Source organism: Paenibacillus abyssi, assembly GCF_014640295.1.
In the GTDB taxonomy this organism is placed as follows: Bacteria; Bacillota; Bacilli; order Paenibacillales; family Paenibacillaceae; genus Paenibacillus_D; species Paenibacillus_D abyssi.
The window spans coordinates 61,029-79,098 of record NZ_BMGR01000017.1 but is presented as its reverse complement, the minus strand read 5'-3'; the positions used below and the strand labels follow the sequence as shown (position 1 = coordinate 79,098).

Genomic DNA, 18,070 nt, shown 5'->3' with positions numbered 1-18,070 from the left:
CGAGTGGAAACCTCGAGTTTCCACTCGGCTTCTTTTTTGTTATCGAGGAACGGAGGAATCACCATTTTGCAGCCTTCTAGTCATCGTTCGAAACGAATCGGCCAATTTATCGTTTATTGTCTGCCTATATTTATATTATTGTTGCTTATTTATCTGTTCTCGTCGCAGCCCTATACGAAACAGAATATAAAGCCCTTTCTAGAAGAATGGATTCCGGAAGGATCAGTAGAACGGATTGCGCCGGAGTTGAAGGTGTCATATGGGAAACAAGAAATAAGCGTTCGTAAAAGCGGAGAGGCAGGATTCATTGAATTTTTACTGCGCAAAACCGCGCACTTTGTGCTTTTTGGAATATTGGGATTTCTGCTTGTCAGAGTACTATACCGTTTCCTTCCTGGGCCAAGGACATACATCATTGCTTGGATCATCTCGGGAGTGTTCGCCGCAGCCGATGAATGGCATCAACACTTCACCCCGATGCGTACCGCTCGACTTGCAGATGTGATACTTGACCTGGCAGGAGCAACGCTAGGGATCGCCATCTATATGATCTACTTACGAAGGAGTGGAAAAAGAACATGAAGAAAATATGGAAAATAATATGGATCTCGCTAGGCAGCCTAGTCTTACTTATATCGATCGCGGGATTCATCTTATACTTGAACATCCGATCGATAGATCTTGATGATATTAAGAATCGTCAGCTTGCAAAGACGGAGCAAACCGAACAAACAGAAGGTCAGTCCTCCGAAGATGAGGAACTACCCTCCGTCTTGGAAGGTGCAGTGGGTAAAGCGGACCAGCTCGCAGATAAGCCGGTTGAATCCCAGGATGCGTTGGATGCTGCCGCGATCCTGCTTAATTCGGAGTTATCGTTTAAAGAAATGTATTATTTGATGGGGAAGTCTACGGATAATTTAAGCACAGAAGAGAAGCAGCGGATTAGAGACTTGCTGCTTGAAAAGTTAACACCGGAGGAAATTGAAGCGCTTCGTTCTATAACTACAGATTACGGCAAAGGGTTAGTGATTCTCGATCCGAATTATCCGATTGAAGCGGTCGGTGTTAAGGATGACGCTCAACGACAACGAATCATTGAGCAAGCAAATAAGGATAAGCAAGCAGACACGGAAATGGAACCACAACCCGCAGTCCAAAAAGCAGAGGGAACAGACTCCGATGTTTCATTAGAGCAGAGTACAACTGCTGCCGAAAAGCAGGATACATCAGCCTCCGAGGGAAACGTACAGTTAGCGAAGAAGTACGAAGCGGAATTAAGTCGTATTAAGGCCAGTTGTATTCAAGATGCCGGAGCTATGCTGAATAAGGTGCTATCGAGTATTGACCAAATGGATAACAATGCAAAGGCCGGCTCCACTCAGCAGCAGCTCTTACAGCAGATCGCGGCAGCAGAAGCGCAATGTGACGGGCAGTTCCAGAGTTTACTGGCTCGAGCCAAATCAGAGTATGCGGAGCAGGGAGCGTCATTTGCAATCAGCGCAACCTGGGCGCAGCAATACGAGGCAACGAAGGAAAGCATTCGCGCTCAAGCGGTGAGTCGGATTAGTGAGAAGCTTCAAGCGAATGGGTGATTAATCCGAATAGAATAGAGAATTTCAAGAACATATATTAACATCATACATGAAATATGATACAATTTGTAACAATGGTGAGATTATTATTAACTGACAACATGAATACTAACTGCTATATATTTTAATTCCAAACTGTATAAGGTGGTGCTTTATGGAACAATTATGGTCATCTATTCGACTTAAATATGAAGAGGCTGAGTTTTTTTTAAAACAGCTCAATGCCCATCAAAGGGAGCCTAAGTTGTTCTATTTTTACTTAAGCGCATTTATCTCGAGTGCTGGAAAACTTGTGCTGCTTCTTGAAAGAAAGGCTGAGGAACTGAATAAGAAAGGCCTTTGTGAGCACTTGCAGAAGAATATCTTATCAGGAAATGAAACAAATTATTTTGTTGACTTATGCAATTCCCTTGAAACAGAAGCTTATCCAAACGTAGTATATCGCCAACAAATCGGCATACAACAGCAAAAAGGCGGTAATTTGGTCTGGTATGTGAATTATACAGGTGAGATTGACCATGCAAACGAGAGTAACCCTTTTGAGAGCGTTTATTCCGTTATGCAAAAAGAATGGAGTCTGGCTCACCAAATCGGCCAAAATTCAGAGCGGTATGAATTTCAATTCCGCTGGGTTTTTGTTGGGCATCCTGATGGCTTTCAACCTGACGGGTCTATTGATGCCCTTACCGCGTGTGATGTGTATTTGAAAAAAATATGGAGTTTTTTGGTGAACATAAGACGGGAGTTTGAAAAACTGAGCAGTTCTTATGTGTAAACCTTCCTTCTCCCAATTTTCCCGTTCCATACGAATTAAATCCTTATTAAGGTCTATCCACCCTCCTGTCCACATAGATTGAACTAGCTGTGCGGATAAGGAGGGCGGATTGATGCTGCTTAGAAAGAGAAGAAGATCTTCGTCTATACTCCCCCAACTGACTTTCATCGCTTTTCTATTCCTTATCATCTGGTTGATCGGGCACAATTATATCCAATGGTTGTCATCAGGCGAAGCTGATGAGGCGACCGCTGTGGTGAACCAATTCTACTCCCTGGAGCAGGCAGGGGACTTCGGCAGCTCATGGGAGCTTTTCCATACTCAGATGAAGGCGCGTTATGAGAAGGAGAACTATATCCAGCAGCGCGCGCATATCTTTATGCAGCATTTCGGCGTTGAATCGTTCGAATTTGAATTGGGCACACCCGAGAGGATATACAATTGGCGGATGACGGCAGACTCGGAAGAATTACCGGAGGTTTATCAAATCACGGTGACGTTATTCTACAAAAGCCAGTACGGTGATTTCAAGCTTGTCCAGCCCTGTTACGCGGCCATAGAAGATGAAGAATGGAAACTACTTTGGATATTTTCGGAAGAATGAATAATAGTTGACATGATACAGATTGTATCATAAAATTTAAAAGTAGATCGCTAGAATCAGATAATAAAAGGTATAAAGGCCCAAGACACCAGTGCCTGCATAATTAGATATGATGGCAATGACTTCAGATGAGGAGTGAGCCTGTGCCAACTCTGGCTTAGGAGGTGTATTAGGATATCGGATTCAATTATTAGCAGGAAAGTAGTGCAGATAGTGTTCATTTCCTGTATCGATCTACATACACTAATATGTAACGCAATTGTGCGGAAAATTGATTGTTGGAGGATGAATCATGAAAAAAAGAACGTGGATGTTTATTTTGGGCATGCTGGTCATTATGGCAACGACTGCAATTAGTTTTGCTTCAACAGCCTCAACGGGAACCTCAATTGTTGTTAATGGAAGCGGCAATACCATGACAGCGACGATAGCGACAGCCCTGCCCACATGGACGCCAACAGCAAATAGAGCTGGAGACATTCCTGGAGGAACGACAACGACAGGCGGCACAACTGCTTTCACGAATGGTTACTTATTTGACATTGATGTAAAAAGTAACACTGATGTTTTTGCTACGCTTTATCTGGCCAATTCGCCAGCCCTGTCTAAATCCTACAGTTACTTGAATCTAAATGTAGGGGTGTATAAAGTTGTCGATGGCGTACTGACAGAGGTTCCTGATAGTGCGGAGCTTTTATCGCTTACGAATGGTTATGTTACTCTTCAATTAAGTGGTGCGGCGGATGGTAAATATAAAATTGCACTCAAAGGCGGCTCCTTCTATTGTCTTAGCACGACAGCAGGCGCATTAGCCCCTCAATTCACAATCGATCTCCGTTAATGACGAGGTCCCTGAAAGGACTGGTGCATGGATGTGAGAAAGAAGCTGAAGCTGCTGTTAATGATTCTAGTTGGATTGTTTTTAACAGCCAATCTAACCGTATGGGCCGCGATCACGTTGAATCTGGAACTTCCTATTGTCACCGAAAGCAGCTTGCCTGATGGGGCCCTTGCAACCGTAACACCGGTAGGCGCTGAGTTTACCTTGAATTGGGGCAGAAGCCAAAGAGTCGAAGGCGTGAATCTCTTTCAGATTGATCTGGCATCTGCAGCCTACAGTGATCAGGTATTCATCAATTTATTGCTGGTTGATCCGCTCGAGATCGGAAATGTCTTGCGGAACAGGAACTCCTTTATTGAAGTGGCGGTATGGTACGAGGACAGCCAGGGCTCGCATGAGCTGGAAAATGGGGTAAAGGTGAGCAAAGACGAGGCAACGACAGCGATGATGAGCGAAGTGTCGGGGGACGTTATATTAAGGCCCACGGTTACGGGAGTAGAAAGGCTGTACGTATTAGCCAGCATTACGGTTCCAGGCGGCGGTTGGGGTGGATTTCCCGGCGGTTGGGGCGGAGGCGGGAATATCCCGCCAGGCCAACAGGATCAGCTGCAGACGCTCCGGTTCCATTGCATCGTTCGATAAATGTGACGGCGGCTTGTGCAAGGTATACTTGCCGGGCCGCCTCTTTTCTTCTGATGGATGCGGGACAGGCTGATAGGAGGTTGGGATCATGAAGAAAATGACAGGATATATTGGCAGAGCCGTTACCTTTATGTTCTTTGCCGCTATGGTGGCGATTGTTCTGTACTTTCAGTTTGCCACGCCTCCTTTTGCCGCTGTTCCCAGCCGCAGTATGGAGCCCGTATTGCATATCGGGACGCTGATTCTCGTAGAGAAGGCGGACGTCCGGCAGCTGGGTGAAGGCGATATTGTTGTCGTCGAGGTTCCCGGGCTGGTTCAGGAGCGTTACAATTATCCATCTTTGATCGTTCACCGGATCGTGAGGGTGGATCGCAATGATTCCACGACAACCTACCGGATCAAAGGCGACAATAACCCCGCAGAGGACCCTTTCACCGTGCTGCCGGAACATATTCAAGGTGCGGTCAATCACTCCATTCCTAATCTGGGCTACCCCATCCTCTTTCTTCACAGCAAGCAAGGGTTCTACTTCGTCATCTCCAGCTTCGCTATTTATCTGCTTTATGTTCTGTCAGGCAAGATCGAGCAGGCGGGGACAGGCCTCAAGCGGGGGATCTCCATGCTATTCATCGGGGAGGCGATCAGGCGGATTAACGAGCTGGAACAAGGACACACGGAGCAAATGTTAAGCTTACAGAAAGAATTGCAGCAGCAGCGGCAATTAACGGAAAAATTAATCGAGATGATATCTCAAGACAGTCAATCCGGCGAATTCGCGAAGCATGATAAATAACAGCATAAATGGTTTTATCTGGAATAATTCGGCCTTTTGAACGAGATAAAAACGCATTTACGACAAATATCTACCTAAATACTACCTAAATACTTGACAAAATTCGATATTTGTCATAAATTTAACTTATAGATACAATTTGTAGCAGTTCCCGAATTCCCAGTAAGCAGGCAGGTAAAGTGGGTTGACCTCAAAGGAGCGGTGAAATCATGCAAATGTCCGATCAGTATTATTGTGTTGGGTGCGGTAGGTTGGAACAGGCGAATCAAGCAAAGCTTTTATTCCGAACAGGCTTCTTCCGTGTTATTCATCCTATTGGATGCTGTGTAAGCTGTAGTGAAAAAAAGGCGGAGAGTGATCGTTTACCAAGCCCACCGATCAATGAACAATTGCGCCATGGCTCTTATTCGCCGGGAAGCGGGGAGGCAATCGGAGAAAAGCTGGACAGCGGGAATATGAACAAACAATATGCCGTGATGACGTAACTATCGTTTTCTAATCGTATATATGAAGGTCTGATCCATGAAGGGGTATCCCCTTAGGATCAGGCCTTTATTTTTGCGTGCGCTTCTAACCGTATATTTTGCTGTTCGCTTGTCGATAATTGTCATAAAAACAATAGACATAGAAAATAAGAGATGCAACATATTATCCGAAATTAATACATAAAATATACTAGATTTCATAATAAAGGAGAGATGGGCAATGCGCATGTCCAATCAGTATTATTGTGTCGGGTGTGGAAAAATGGAGGAAGCAGAGGACGCACATCTGTTGTTTCAGACCGGCTTTTACCGTGTTATTCATTCTCTGGGATGCTGTGAGCCGTGCAGTTCGGTTCTCCAGGCCAAGCCGCAAGATCCTCCTCCGGTCCATTCGTCCCAACCGGCTACATAGGGCAATATTCACTGTTTTCTGACCTTAAATTTTGGTAAAGCAACTTTCAATGATTTCCTTTCTCGGCTATAATAGGAGGCAATTGAAAGTTAGGGGGAGACCAATGTCGGAGAGTACGGCTTCACCGGATACAAGGAGCAGCATGGCGGCAGACCACACGGTGGTGAGACTTCAAGGCGTGACCAAACGCATCGGTAAACGTACGATTATCGATCATTTAACCTTGGATGTACCGACAGGCGAAGTGTTTGGATTCCTTGGGCCTAACGGTGCAGGTAAAACAACGACGATCCGGATGATGGTCGGCCTGATGAAATTGACGGAAGGCGAGATCATTATCCGAGGACATAACATCCGAACGGAATATGAGCAAGCGATTCGCCATGTCGGCGCGATTGTAGAAAATCCGGAAATGTATAAATATCTAACCGGTTATCAGAATCTGCTTCACTTTGCCCGGATGATTCCAGGCATCTCGCGCCAACGGATCGACGAGGTCGTAGAGCTGGTGGGCCTGAAGGCGAGAATTCATGACAAGGTCAAGACCTATTCGCTTGGGATGAGGCAGCGGCTTGGCGTCGCACAGGCGATCATGCATAAGCCTTCGCTGCTGATCCTCGATGAACCGACCAACGGGCTTGATCCCGCAGGCATCCGGGAGCTGCGCGATTACTTGCGCCAGCTGGCGAGGCAAGAGGGGATTACGGTATTCGTATCGAGCCATCTGCTCTCCGAGATGGAGCTGATGTGCGACCGGGTTGCGATTATTCAGAACGGCAGGCTGATCGATGTCCGTCCGATACAGCAGGCGTCGAATGAAACTGCGACCTCGAAGGTTTATTTCGAGGTGGATCGCCCTGATGCGGCAATGAAGCTGCTGTCAGACATGGAGGTTGTACGCGAGGGGAATTTGTTCTCGCTGCAGGCGGACCGTGAACAGGTAGCCGCACTGAATGCCCGCCTTGTCGCAGCGCAGATTAAAGTCTACGGCATTCGTGTTCAGACGAAGTCGCTGGAAGACCAGTTCCTTGAAATGACGGGAGGCGAGCGGATTGTTTGATTTCTGGCAGCTGGTGAACAACGAGAACATGAAGATCTACCGTCGTCCCCGCACCTGGATTATGCTTGGCATCCTGCTCGTGCTGACGCTTGGGATCTCGATTCTATTCTTTAGCTTTAACACAGACAATACGCTCACAATGTGGATGCCGTTTGAGGTGTGCGCGACGGTCGCGATATTGCTGATTACGATATTTACCGTCGTGATCTCCGCGGAGAGTGTAGCGGGGGAGTTCACATCCGGCACGATCAAGCTGCTGCTGATCCGTCCGTGGAGCCGCTCGAAGATTCTGCTCTCCAAGTATTTGGCGTTAATTATGTTTGCACTGTTCTTTATGATCTTGTTATTTGCATGGAACTTCCTCGTCAACCTGATTATATTCGGTTATGAGGGCGATGTCCGCATGGGACAAGATATGGCACCTTTGCAATATTACACACTGATGCATCTGTTCGAGCTCATCAGCCTGATCGTTGTCGTGACGCTTTCCTTCCTGATCTCAACGGTGTTCCGCAGCGGCGGTCTGGCGATTGGCTTATCGCTGTTCTTGCTGCTCGGGGGCAATATGATCACGGGGCTGCTGGCGTTCTTAGATTACGGATGGATTAAATATTTGCTGTTTCTCAACCTTAGCTTAAGCCAATATCTTGGCAATGGCGGACCGATGATCGAAGGGATGTCGCTCGGCTTCTCGCTGTCTGTTCTGGCCGGGCACTACGTCGTCTTCATCGCAATCACCTGGTATCTATTCAATAAGCGCGACGTCGCTTCCTAACATCGAAAGGAGCTGTCCCATAAGTCATCGCTGATGACTGAGGGGAAGCTCCTTATTTTTTTGGGGCGGTTCTTTCATTACCCTTGTGGGACAGCCCCTTGTCACATCAGACGGCTTGTCTGGCTTTCTTGCCGGCCTCATCCTTGGATTCCTGTGTGTCAGCGGCAAGCGGGCGGTTCTTGGCAGGCTGGTGTTTATCCATCTGGGATTGTCCGCTGAAGGTTCCGCCCTCATGAATAATGAGGGACTGCGCGTGAAGCACGCCGTGCAGCTGTCCGCTGGCTGTGATGGTCAACCGGCCGCGAGCCGTAATGTCGCCATATACGATGCCTGCAATTGTGATATCTTGTGCGGTAATGTTCGACCTGGCCATCCCGCATTCGCCGATGATCACGTCGCTCGTGCATTCGATGTCGCCCCGGTATTCGCCTTCGATCCGGATGCCGGCATCGCAGATGATTTTCCCCTCCGCCACCGTGCCCTGTCCGATCAGCGTGTCTGTCGTTATCGACCTCATTTTATCCTTGAACATCGGTTCAGTCCTCCTTCACCAGCCTGAGATATTTTAGTGGATTGATCGGCTCGTCGCTCTGCATAATCTGAAAATGCAAATGGGGTCCCGTGCTTCTTCCCGTTGAACCAAGCAGTCCAATCTTCTCTCCCTGGACGACCGATTCATTCGCTTTGACCCCGATGGCCTCTAAATGATAGTAAGATGTTTTCAATTGGTTGCGATGTCCGATCACGACATAATTTCCCTTGCTTCGGTCATAACCGGTCTCCAGAACGGTGCCGTCCGCGGCTGAAAAGACGGGGTCGCCTGTACTCCCGGCAATATCGACGCCGGCATGGAAGGCGGCCCTCCCGGTAAATGGATCCTTGCGGTACCCGAAGCTGGAGGTTAGCTTAAGCGAAACGGTCGGCCATTCCGTCGGTTTAGCGTCCAGTTCGGCCTGACGGGCTTTCGCTTGGCGGATCGATACCGCCATCGAATCTTCCATTGAATCAACCAACAAGCTCATCTGGGTGAAGTTGACTCCGCCGTCCTGAGCCAATCGAAGCAGCTCCCGTTCAGCCGGCGTCGGAGAGGCGGAGGCGTCCGGTGGACCCACAACCTCGCCATACGTATCGATAAACTGCTTCAGCTTGTCCTCGAGCTCATTCAATTCCCTCAGCTTCGTCTGCATTTCCTCCGCTTGCCGCGATATTCGCGTCAGTTCCTGCTGCAACGAGACGATGGCATTTTCCTTGGCTTCAACGGTATAGGTGTGAGCAGCGGCTTGCCCGGCCAGCTGAACTTCCAGCTCATTAATGAGAGACGCTGAGCGCATCTGAAGTCCGGCGATGCAGCCGGTTACGGCAAGTACGGCCACCGCAGGCGCGGCAACAACCGATCGTCTGGACACACGGAACTGCTTGACCGAATGATCCGCTCCCCGCATCACGAGCAGCGACCATCCATGCTTTCGTCTACGTTTCAATAGGATTTCTCCTTCCGGCCGGTCTTCGGATTAGAACGTTCTATAGCTTATTTATTCTTTCGGTTAGTAAAACATGCCTACAAAAAAATAGATTGCCGCCCGCTGCGGTCTGATTAAGCGTGTCATTTGGCGCCGTTCATGGTAAATATGTACAATCGGGGTATAGCGGCGCAGGCATACGTGAAAGCTAGCTATACGTTCAGGTTACGAAAGGAGTTACATATGATCTGGATCATCATCGCTCTCCTTATCTTTATCTTTCAGATTGCAACGATTCTCATCGCGGAATTCCGTCACCCCTCCAAGGCTGTAGCCTGGCTGCTGATCCTGTTCGTGTTTCCGGTGATCGGCTTTGTCATGTACTATTTTCTCGCCAAGTCGTTTCAGCGGCGCCGGACGGTGCGCAAGCGGGGCATCATCGCGGAGGAGGTAAGGCTGCAGGCGCTGCGGCGCAGCAAGCTGATTCACAGGGCGTCGGAGCTGGGCGGAGGGGAGTTTGTGCAGCAGGAGCGGTTATTTCATTTGCTGCAGCAATTTCCCTACTTTCCGATTACAGGCTGCAACAAGACGGACATTCTCAATGACGGCGAGCAGACCTACGAGGCGATCCTGGCTGCGATCGGCCAAGCGAAACATCACATTCACCTGGAGTATTACACAGTGAGGGATGATGAGATCGGGAGGAGGTTCAAGGAGGCGCTCATCGATAAAGCGCGCGCCGGCGTGCAGGTTCGCCTCATCTATGACGGGGTAGGCAGCTATGATCTGAGTGCCTCCTATATCGGCGAGCTGGCGGATGCGGGGGTCATGCTGCAGTGCTTTTTGCCGCCGCGCAACGCCTTCTTCGAGAAACGGATCAATTACCGCAATCATCGGAAGATCGTCGTGATTGACGGCTTGGTCGGTTTTGTCGGGGGCATCAACATTGGGGATGAATATTTGGGCAAGGATAAAAAGCTGGGCTACTGGCGGGATACGCATCTGCAGATTACCGGGGATGCGGTGTATTCGCTGCAGGATGTGTTTATGCGGGACTGGTGGTTTACCTCAAGGGAGCGGCTTAGCGATCCGGCTTTCCTGCCGGAGCATCATTGCCGGTCAGATGAACAGGTGCAGATCGTATCGAGCGGACCGGACAGCAGTGCCGATGCGATCCTGGAATGTATGTTCAATGCGATCGCAGTGGCCAAGTCCCGCATTTATATTACGACGCCGTACTTCATCCCGGACAGCAGTATTCTGATGGGCCTTCGTACGGCTGCGCTCAGCGGCGTTGATGTGCGGATCATCATTCCGGAGGTATCGGACTCCAAGCTGGTGATGTTCGCGTCGCTTTCTTATGTAGAGGATCTGCTTGCGTCCGGCATCAGAGTATACCGTTACCGCAAAGGCTTCATCCACTCCAAGGTACTGATCGTGGATAAGCTGCTGGCGTCGGTCGGAACAGCCAATATGGACATGCGGAGCTTTTTCAGTAATTTTGAGCTGAATGCGCTGCTGTTCGACAAAGATACGATGGATAAGCTGGAGGCGGAGTTCATGAACGATATCGCCGGGTGTTACGAGCTGAAGCTCTCCGAGTTCGGGGAGCGTCCGCGCTGGCAAAAAGCGAGCGAGGTCGCGGCACGCATGCTGGCCCCGCTGCTCTAGCGGGAGAGCTGGCGCGGCGGGGCCGGCAGCTCAAGCGGATGGCAGAGCGAAGGACGGAGGTTCTGCCGCTGAAGCGGGAGATGGAGCGCAGGATGGGAAAGTGAACAGGAACAGCTGCTTTTAGCGGGTGATGAACTGTACGATGGGACGGAGATTTTGCGGTGCAACGCGGTCGATCAGATCGCCGGTTGCTTCGAGCCGGTCGCAAATGTTGAGCAGGTGAAAATCGGCAGGCTTCACATCCCGTCTTACTTCCTCCCATTCCAGCGGCGTGGATACGGATGCGGCTGCCCTGGCCCGCGGCGTGTAAGGAGCGGACAGTGTCTTCCCTTGATAGTGCTGCAGGTAATCGACATAAATGAGGTCGCCGCGATGTTTCTTCAACCGCTCGATAGTAAATAGGCCGGGGTGGGCCTGTACCAGGTATTCGCCCACGAATTGGCCGAGGCGGCGCAGCTCATCGAACGTCAGATCGGGCTGCAGCGGCACAATGATCTGTACGCCGGTCGCTCCCGACGTCTTCGGAACCGCCGCGATGCCAAGCGAGGACAGCAGGGCGCCGACATGGCCGGCGGCCTCCATAATGCGCGGCTCCTCTTCCCGGGAGGGGTCGAGGTCGAGGATCCATTCGGTCGGCCGCTCCGGCTCGCCGATCCGGTCGAAGGACGCGTGGAATTCCAGGCAGGCCAGATTCCCGAGCCATAGCAGCGCGGGCAGCGAGTCCAGATGCACATATTGAATATCGCCTTGCGCCGCCGTACGGACGAAGGAAGGCTGAGGCTGCGGGCAGTTTTTCTGGTAAAAGGATTTGCCGTGGATGCCGTTCGGATACCGGATCGTCGTCAGATAACGTCCCTGGCAGTGCTTGATCAGCCAGGGCGCCAGAGCGGCGAGCCGCTGCAGGTAAACCAGCTTCGTAATGCCCATCTCCGGCCACAGCAGCTTCTCCGGATTGGACACGGTCAGCTCATGGCCTTCGACGATGATTGAACCTTTTACTGCAGTTGCCATCGTAAGGAACGCTCCTCTCATTGGGTATGGCCGGAATGGCCGAAGCTGACCAGCTTCGGATGCCGGAGCAAGCCGGCGGAAGTCATCTCAAGTCCGGTGACGCGGCACGGGAGCGGGACTTTCAGCCAGACGATCGTCTCGCCGCGCAGATCCTTCGGCAGAGCGGGGAAGGGGGAGACCCCTGCAGCTTCGCTGCCTGAATGGGCTGAGCTGATGACTTGCTGGTGCAGCAGCCTTTTCATCGCTTCATCCAGACCGAGCGATACCGATCCGAAATACGCGCCTTCGAGCGCCATCACCAGGCTTGCGACCTTTCCCTCACGCAGCTTCAGGCCGACGATCTCCACCTCGATGATCAGCGCTGTTTTCTTCTTCAGCCAGTCCCGGTGCTTCTTGCCTTCGCGGTAGGGGCTGGACAGGCGCTTGCTGACCACCCCTTCCCACTGCCGTTCCGCGACCCATTGCCAGAGGGTGTCCCCGTCATGGAACAAATCGGTGACGAACAGCTCAGGCTCCTTTGATGCGAATTTGCCCGCTAACCGTTCATGGCGCTCCTGGTAGGGCAGGCGGCGAAGATCGATGCCATGCTCGGACAGCAGGTCGAACAGCACATAGACGATGCGGCCTTCCTGATCTGCTCCCGCCGCAGATGCTGTTCCCCGCATTCTCTCCCGCTGCAGCACCTTTTGAAAGTTAGGCCGCTCCCCATCCCAATACACAATCTCGCCGTCCAGCAGGCAATCGCCAAGCTCTGCAGCTTTGGCTGACAATAATCGTGTTATTTCGGGATACACGCTGTTCTTGAGCAGCAGCTTCCTTGAGTACAGTTCGACCTCGCCGGTCCGGCGGATGCGCGCCAGGATCCGGACCCCGTCCCATTTGATCTGGAAGCCCCACTCCGGTCCCTTGGGCAGCAGGGGATCGGAGATCGGGGCCATCGGTTCCTCCGGCAGCTTTACCTCCATGCTACGATACGGTCTCCTTTACCTTCTTCGCCCGGGCCTTGGGCTTGCTTGGGGTTGGCGCCGGCGCAGGCTCGGTAGGCGTGACCTTGACCGCTTCGAGGCTGGCCTGCAGCGCCGCCATCAGGTCGACGACATTGGTACGCTGCTGCTCCGGCGCCACATGAATCTCTTCGCCGGCGATTTTTTTGCCGATCAGATCCATCAGCCGCGTGCGATAGTCATCGGTATATTTTCCCGGCTCAAACGGTGTGGACAACTGCTCGATGAGCATCTGCGCCATCGTTAATTCTTTCTCGTTCACATTCACGGCTTCGGGAAGGCCCGGAACCTGCACGATCGGACGAATCTCATCCGGATAGAAGATCGTCTCCATAGCCAGACAATTATCGATGACACGGATAGCGGCGAGACTGCTCTTGGAGCGGATGGAGATCTTGGCGATGCCGATCCGCCCGGAATTGCGCATGGCCTCGAGCAGCAGGTTATAGGCGTTGCCGCCGGCTTGGTCGGGAGACAGGTAATAGGTCTTCTGAAAATAAATCGGGTCAATCTCCTTCAAATCGACAAAATCCACAATTTGAATCGTCTTCGTGGCGTCCGTGGTCAGCGAATCCAGTTCTTCCTTGTCAAAAAGCACAAATCGGCCTTTTTCATACTCGTAGCCCTTGGCGATATCATCCCAATCCACATCGACCTCACAGTTTTTGCACTGCCTCACATATGCGATCGGGCCGCCGCAGACTTTGTGAATCATCCGCATCGAGATATCCTTGTCCTCTGTGGCCGAGAACATCTTGACCGGCACGTGAACCAGGCCGAAGCTGATGGCGCCTTTCCATACTGTATGCATGTGTTCGTTCCTCCTTTTTTAATCGTGTACTATCCAGCCTGCCCGAAATGTATGAAAAACAATCGGGAGGGGTATATTTTCCGCGAGGAGTCTTGGAAAGGACTGCTCCACATACGAGGAGGGGTAACGATGTCTGAAAATGGGCATTCACCGCACACGCCCGGATCGCCGCAATCAGGGCAAGCCCGGCCCATGTTGCAAACGCCGAAACCCGAACAAGCCCAAACGGAACTAGCGCAGCAATCCGGACAAGTAGAGCAATCGCAGCAGCAAGAACAGCAATCCGGACAAGTGCTGCAATCGCAGCAACAAGTACAGCAGCAATCTGGTCAAGTGTTGCAATCGCAGCAGCAGCAAGAACAGCAATCCGGACAAGTGCTGCAATCGCAGCAACAAGTACAGCAGCAATCTGGTCAAGTGTTGCAATCGCAGCAGCAGCAAGAACAGCAATCCGCCGGGGGTACCGGGTTAATGGAAGATACTGTGCATGAAGGGCGCGACGACTATTTTATGGATATCGACCGGATGGTCAATGAAGGACTGGGCGGCGGACAAGTAACAATACACAACGGGCTGATCGATGAGTCCACAACCGATACGATGGACAACGAGCAGGGTGAAGGAAGATAACGGATAAGTAAATGGAAATGGAAATAGAAATGGAAATGGAAATAGAAATGGAAATGGAAATGGAAATAGAAATGGAAAAGGAAACCGAATTGGAAACGGAATAGGAAACAGATAAGGAGCCTGGAAATATGGATGCGATGCGAGCGCAGCAAATTGTTCAATCGGAGGACACCATCCCGGTGCATCTGGAAGGCCAGTCCGTCTGGATTGAAAAGGTGGACACAACGAACGGAATGGCTGCGGTACATCTGGAGGATAACCCAAACCACAAGCAAACGGTCCCGGTTGACCGCCTGCAAGAGGGCTAATCGAGCAAGGGCCTGCGCCATGGAGCGCAGGCCCTTTGCGCATGCCCGGCAGAAATCGTGAGCTGCGGCCAACTAAATGATGCGAGCGGGCGTGAGAGGAGTGAATCGTGGGCTACAGCCCGCTATACAGGCCCATCATAGCTGTATTATGCGGCGTGGAGCGGGGAAGCCTAAGTGCCAAGAAAACATTCAAAGTGCTTGGGGTGAGGTTAAGCAATGTTCAAAAAACGCCTGGCGTTCGTGCTGATCGCTGCGATGCTGGTATTGAACGGTTGCTTGGGGGGCTCTTACGATCCTTCGGCAGCAGCCAACAAAGATTATGATGCTGAAGAAGAAGCTGCCGGCGGCGCAGTAAAAACCAGTGTGAAATAATATAGGTCCCGTAAATGAATAACAGCGCCGTCGTCTCTGCCCTTCCGGCATAACGTTCGGCGCTGTTCCGCTTTCTTATTCCGTACAATCTGTGTGTGCGGCTTGCGTGTCCATTGAACACGTATCTTCATCGATGGCTTCTTTGTGGCCCGTTTTCCCACGGTCATCACCCTTTCAACATAATACGACTCTCTTATTATAAACTTTTTTCCAATAAAATGAAACCTTTCCAGCTGTAATTCGTTTTATTATAGGTGTATTAATTTGGAAAAAATAGTAGTTGAAAGGGTGGATTGTTGTTGAGGAAGAAGAAGCGCAACACACGGATGGCCGTGAAAATGGCGGTAGTAGGCACGCTTAGCTTGAGTTTGCTGCAGGCGCCGCTTTCCGGCGTATTCGCGGCAACAAACAGCGGAAGTGCTGCAGCAGTTGAGTCAAGTGCGATCTCAAGCTCACAGCAGGGAAAGCTCGATCCAAGCCAGGCGAAAGTGACGAAAGAAGAAGCGGAAAAGCGGATGCGCGATTTATTTCCGATGCTGGATGGCGCAGAGCTCAGGCAGGTAGAGTTCGGCCATTCGAACGTATTTCCTCCGCGCGAAGAAGCGGTGTGGAATCTGCATTGGGAATTCAGAACGGAGAACGGCTCTTACGGTTTTAGCACCAGTGTGGACGCGATGACGGGCGATGTGCTTTCCTATCACCAGCCTTATGGTGTTCCCGGCTTTGACAACCAATCCTATTATCCTCCGAAAGTATCCAAGGAAGAGGCCGAACAAATCGCAAAGGATTTTATTGCCAAGGCTTCCTCCTCGATCGATCAAGCGGAATTGTTCCCGGCGGATGGATCCATGTACGGGATGTACCCGCAGCAATTATTTGGGCCGGTGCAGTATTATTTTCAATATAACGTCCTTATTAACGGTATTAAATCACAATCGGAATCCCTCTACTTGACTGTGGATGGCAACGGCGATATCACCATGTACAACCATTCTCGCTATCAAGGCCAGTACCCTTCACCTAGAACGTCACTGACAGCGGCCGAGGCGGAAGAGAAGTTTAAAAGCGGCCTTGGCTTAACCTTACATTATGTGCCTGATGACGCGATGTATCCCTATAACTCCTCAACGGCCAAATGGAGACTCGCTTACGTTCCCGGCATTATTGGCATGAACATGTTGGATGGCCATACCGGCAAATTTATGGACTATATGGGTGCGGACGCCCCAACGGAACGGTCCTATGAAGACATCCCGGCCGGCGGACCCGGGTTCACTGCGCATCAGGGCGCAACACTGACGTCCGAGCAGGCCGTGGCAGTTGTAACCAAACAGTTTGAGCTGCCTGAAGACTATACCCTCCGCAACAGCTCGCTATCGAGCTATTGGAGACAGCAGGACGTGCAAGTCTGGAATTTCTACTGGAGCAAAGACATCTCAAGCCCTTACGGCTTCAACGAGCAAATCAGCGCAGAGGTCGATGCCGATACAGGACGTTTGCTAGGCTTGAATAGGCATTCTTTTGCTTATGGCCCCGGATATTCGCAGCCGGAAGTAAAGGAAGCCACGATTACGGAGCAGCAGGCGAAAGCGAAGGCTTTGGGGCTGATCCGTTCCTTGTATCCGAATGCGGCACAGGAGTTAAAACTCGTCGACCTGCCTGGCGCAATCGAAGGGGCTGAAAACAGCGAAGCAAAATTCCGCTACCAGTTCCAAATGTTCTACGGCGATCATCCGATTCTCAATGGCAGCGCATCCATCACACTGGACGGAGATGGCAAGTTATACGGCTATAACAGCAGCGTTTATAATACCGAAAAGCTGGCCGGTCAGTTAGATGGTCTGAAAGCTGAAGTCACCGTAGAGGAAGCTGAGCGCACCTATTCCGATGCGCTTGACGTGGAATTGCAATATGTCATGATTGGCGGCTACTACATGGACAATATTTTTAAAGAGCCGGATATGAAGCTTGTATATGCCCCTGTAGTGAAGGGCACCCGGGGTTATGCGATGGTGGATGCGGTGAGCGGCAAGCTGCTGCCCCTCTATGGAAATCCGACGGAAACGGCTGAAGAGACGATAGCTGCATCGGATATTGAAGGGCACTGGGCAAATGAAGAGCTGACTACGCTGCTCGAGCACGGTGTGCTGAAGCCGGATGCGGACGGACTGCTGGGTCCCAATGAAGCCTTGCGGTTAGGGGATTGGCTCAATATGATGGGCACCGCTTTATACGGAAGCAATCTCAGCTATTATGACCAGGGTAATGAACCGCCATTTGCCGATGTGCCCCGAGACAGCGAATTTGCCGCTTCTGTCCAGCGATTCGTGGCGCATGGATGGTTGGAGCGCGCTCCCGAGAAAAATCTGGGGCCGGAGCAGACGTTAACGCGCCAGCAGCTGGCCGTGCTGCTGACAAAAATGCTCAACTACAGCAAACTGGCCCGTTACATGGACAGCGATCTTGAGATCGGCAGCCTCAAGGATGCGAAGGAGATCGATAACATCGGCGCAGCGGCTGTTGTAACGAAGTTAGGCCTGCTTACGCCGTCGAACGGACGATTCTCGCCGGATGCGGCGGTCACGAAAGCGCAAGCGGCCGTTATCATCATGCGTCTTGTGACGCTGCAGGGCAAGACGGATACGCCTTTGATGAGATAAAGCAGTACAATTGATAACAGATGGCTGGCAGGACCGGGCGAATGCCCGGTTCTTTTTTATCCGGTGATTAGGGAATTTTGGAATGGCGCATATAAGAAAGACGCATAGTAGAAGGAGGGCGATTAAGGGGGCGATAGGCTTGAAAGCTTTGAAGTGCAGCAATG

At 51.1% G+C, this 18,070-nt stretch carries 20 protein-coding genes; 15 read left to right on the top strand and 5 right to left on the bottom strand.

Translation table 11 applies throughout. The features are described 5' to 3' along the window. Positions 1-66: 66 nt before the first annotated feature. The 10 genes from IEW11_RS21435 to IEW11_RS21390 all read left to right on the top strand — a co-directional run bounded on the left by IEW11_RS21435 (position 67) and on the right by IEW11_RS21390 (position 7,979). On the top strand, positions 67-582 hold the full coding sequence (locus tag IEW11_RS21435) for a VanZ family protein (protein ID WP_188533122.1): 516 nt from the start codon (positions 67-69) through the stop codon (positions 580-582). After that, positions 579-1,592: a hypothetical protein gene (locus IEW11_RS21430; RefSeq protein ID WP_188533121.1), complete on the top strand. Its 1,014-nt coding sequence runs from the start codon at positions 579-581 to the stop codon at positions 1,590-1,592. The genes IEW11_RS21435 and IEW11_RS21430 overlap by 4 nt, the downstream gene beginning before the upstream one ends. 154 nt (positions 1,593-1,746) lie before the next feature. Beyond that, positions 1,747-2,367 carry a hypothetical protein gene (locus IEW11_RS21425; protein WP_188533120.1) on the top strand — a complete coding sequence of 207 codons (621 nt, stop codon included), beginning with the start codon at positions 1,747-1,749 and terminating at the stop codon, positions 2,365-2,367. Positions 2,368-2,479: 112 nt separating this feature from the next. Then, positions 2,480-2,971: a hypothetical protein gene (locus tag IEW11_RS21420; RefSeq protein ID WP_188533119.1), complete on the top strand. Its 492-nt coding sequence runs from the start codon at positions 2,480-2,482 to the stop codon at positions 2,969-2,971. A gap of 292 nt (positions 2,972-3,263) precedes the next feature. Beyond that, positions 3,264-3,812 carry a hypothetical protein gene (locus IEW11_RS21415; protein ID WP_188533118.1) on the top strand — a complete coding sequence of 183 codons (549 nt, stop codon included), beginning with the start codon at positions 3,264-3,266 and terminating at the stop codon, positions 3,810-3,812. 27 nt (positions 3,813-3,839) lie between these two features. Continuing rightward, complete coding sequence (locus tag IEW11_RS21410) at positions 3,840-4,454, top strand: hypothetical protein (protein WP_229725541.1); 615 nt, start codon at positions 3,840-3,842, stop codon at positions 4,452-4,454. Positions 4,455-4,542: 88 nt separating this feature from the next. Further along, the gene (locus IEW11_RS21405; RefSeq protein WP_188533116.1) at positions 4,543-5,247 is read left to right on the top strand and encodes a signal peptidase I; all 705 of its coding nucleotides are present in this window, start codon (positions 4,543-4,545) and stop codon (positions 5,245-5,247) included. Positions 5,248-5,456: 209 nt separating this feature from the next. Further along, on the top strand, positions 5,457-5,732 hold the full coding sequence (locus IEW11_RS21400; protein WP_188533115.1) for a hypothetical protein: 276 nt from the start codon (positions 5,457-5,459) through the stop codon (positions 5,730-5,732). A gap of 515 nt (positions 5,733-6,247) precedes the next feature. Next, positions 6,248-7,204, top strand: a complete 957-nt coding sequence (locus IEW11_RS21395) for an ABC transporter ATP-binding protein (RefSeq protein ID WP_229725539.1) — start codon at positions 6,248-6,250, stop codon at positions 7,202-7,204. Continuing rightward, a complete protein-coding gene (locus IEW11_RS21390; RefSeq protein WP_188533114.1) occupies positions 7,197-7,979 on the top strand; it encodes an ABC transporter permease in 783 nt (260 codons plus the stop codon). Before IEW11_RS21395 ends, IEW11_RS21390 begins: the two co-directional genes overlap by 8 nt. Before the next feature lie 106 nt (positions 7,980-8,085). On the opposite strand, the gene IEW11_RS21385 is transcribed toward IEW11_RS21390, so the two are convergent. Both IEW11_RS21385 and IEW11_RS21380 read right to left on the bottom strand, forming a co-directional pair. Then, the gene (locus IEW11_RS21385) at positions 8,086-8,511 is read right to left on the bottom strand and encodes a bactofilin family protein (protein ID WP_188533113.1); all 426 of its coding nucleotides are present in this window, start codon (positions 8,509-8,511) and stop codon (positions 8,086-8,088) included. 4 nt (positions 8,512-8,515) lie between these two features. Continuing rightward, positions 8,516-9,460 carry a M23 family metallopeptidase gene (locus IEW11_RS21380; protein ID WP_188533112.1) on the bottom strand — a complete coding sequence of 315 codons (945 nt, stop codon included), beginning with the start codon at positions 9,458-9,460 and terminating at the stop codon, positions 8,516-8,518. Positions 9,461-9,682: 222 nt separating this feature from the next. Between IEW11_RS21380 and cls the strand changes: the two genes are divergently transcribed. Further along, positions 9,683-11,110, top strand: a complete 1,428-nt coding sequence (gene cls / locus IEW11_RS21375) for a cardiolipin synthase (RefSeq protein WP_188533111.1) — start codon at positions 9,683-9,685, stop codon at positions 11,108-11,110. Between the two features lie 120 nt (positions 11,111-11,230). On the opposite strand, the gene ligD is transcribed toward cls, so the two are convergent. The 3 genes from ligD to ku are packed head-to-tail and all read right to left on the bottom strand — an operon-like array spanning position 11,231 to position 13,936. Beyond that, positions 11,231-12,121, bottom strand: coding sequence for a non-homologous end-joining DNA ligase (ligD, locus tag IEW11_RS21370; RefSeq protein ID WP_188533110.1), 891 nt, complete (start codon positions 12,119-12,121; stop codon positions 11,231-11,233). A 17-nt stretch (positions 12,122-12,138) separates the two neighbouring features. Beyond that, entirely contained in the window at positions 12,139-13,059 is a 921-nt protein-coding gene (locus IEW11_RS21365; protein ID WP_229725545.1) for an ATP-dependent DNA ligase, read from the bottom strand. A gap of 28 nt (positions 13,060-13,087) precedes the next feature. Then, positions 13,088-13,936: a non-homologous end joining protein Ku gene (gene ku, locus IEW11_RS21360; RefSeq protein ID WP_188533108.1), complete on the bottom strand. Its 849-nt coding sequence runs from the start codon at positions 13,934-13,936 to the stop codon at positions 13,088-13,090. A 129-nt stretch (positions 13,937-14,065) separates the two neighbouring features. On the opposite strand from ku, the gene IEW11_RS21355 reads away from it, so the two are divergent. The 4 genes from IEW11_RS21355 (at position 14,066) to IEW11_RS21340 (ending at position 17,906) form a co-directional block, all read left to right on the top strand. Beyond that, positions 14,066-14,566: a hypothetical protein gene (locus IEW11_RS21355; RefSeq protein ID WP_188533168.1), complete on the top strand. Its 501-nt coding sequence runs from the start codon at positions 14,066-14,068 to the stop codon at positions 14,564-14,566. Between the two features lie 128 nt (positions 14,567-14,694). Further along, positions 14,695-14,874, top strand: coding sequence for an H-type small acid-soluble spore protein (locus tag IEW11_RS21350; protein WP_188533107.1), 180 nt, complete (start codon positions 14,695-14,697; stop codon positions 14,872-14,874). Positions 14,875-15,090: 216 nt separating this feature from the next. Beyond that, positions 15,091-15,246: a hypothetical protein gene (locus tag IEW11_RS21345; RefSeq protein ID WP_188533106.1), complete on the top strand. Its 156-nt coding sequence runs from the start codon at positions 15,091-15,093 to the stop codon at positions 15,244-15,246. Between the two features lie 299 nt (positions 15,247-15,545). After that, entirely contained in the window at positions 15,546-17,906 is a 2,361-nt protein-coding gene (locus IEW11_RS21340; protein WP_188533105.1) for a YcdB/YcdC domain-containing protein, read from the top strand. The last annotated feature ends 164 nt before the right edge of the window (positions 17,907-18,070 follow it).